1 protein-coding gene is annotated in these 825 nt (G+C 55.5%); it reads right to left on the bottom strand.

Features of this window, described 5'->3' with window-relative positions; genetic code table 11:
• Positions 1–47: 47 nt before the first annotated feature.
• Positions 48–825, bottom strand: a 778-nt coding sequence (locus RTM06_RS22490; RefSeq protein WP_312184766.1) for an ABC transporter permease, incomplete at its 5' end; no start/stop codon positions are given.

Raw genomic sequence — 825 nt, forward strand, 5'->3', positions numbered from 1 at the left:
CGGGTACGGCGGCGTAACGGGACATTATCGTTAATCATGGCAACTCCTTACTGCGCCCGCATACGCGGGTCGATCAGGTAATACAACAGATCAACCAGCGTGTTGATCACGATAAAAATCAGGGCGGTAAACAGCAGATAGCCGGAAAGAACCGGTACATCGACGAAGTTGATCGATTGAATCAGCAGCAAGCCCATGCCAGGCCACTGGAAGACGGTTTCAATCACAATGGCGAAGGCAATCAAACCGCCAATCTGCAAACCAATTACCGTCACCACCGGCAGCAGCGCGTTCTTCAGCGCATGACGAAACCAGATGCGATAGTTTTCGATGCCGCGCGCGCGGGCGAATTTGACGTAATCGGACTTCATCACCTCCAGCATCTCGGTGCGAATCAGACGCATGATGATGGTCACCATCGACAAACCAAGCGAAAGCGCCGGCAGCACGATTGAGTGCCAACCGGATGCGGTGAGAAAGCCGGTGCTGGAGGGAAACCAGCCGAGCCACACCGAAAACACGATAATCAGGATGATGCCGGTGAGGAACCACGGCAGCGAAACGCCAATCAGCGACAGGATTTGCACGCCCTCTTTCAGCGACTTGTTGCGGCTGATGGCCGACCAGACCCCGAGCGGAAAGCCGATGGCCATTGCCATCACCACCGACACAAATACCAGTTCCAGCGTGGCGGGCAGGCGCTCCATGATCAGCTGAAACACCGAAACCTGGTTGTAATAGGAGATGCCAAAGTTGCCGTGCAGCAGGCGCGTGATGTAGTGCCAGAACTGCACAATCACCGGATCGTTGAGGCCAAGGCTGGTG

The organism is Pantoea sp. CTOTU46764, assembly GCF_031974595.1.
Classification (GTDB): domain Bacteria; phylum Pseudomonadota; class Gammaproteobacteria; order Enterobacterales; family Enterobacteriaceae; genus Pantoea; species Pantoea trifolii.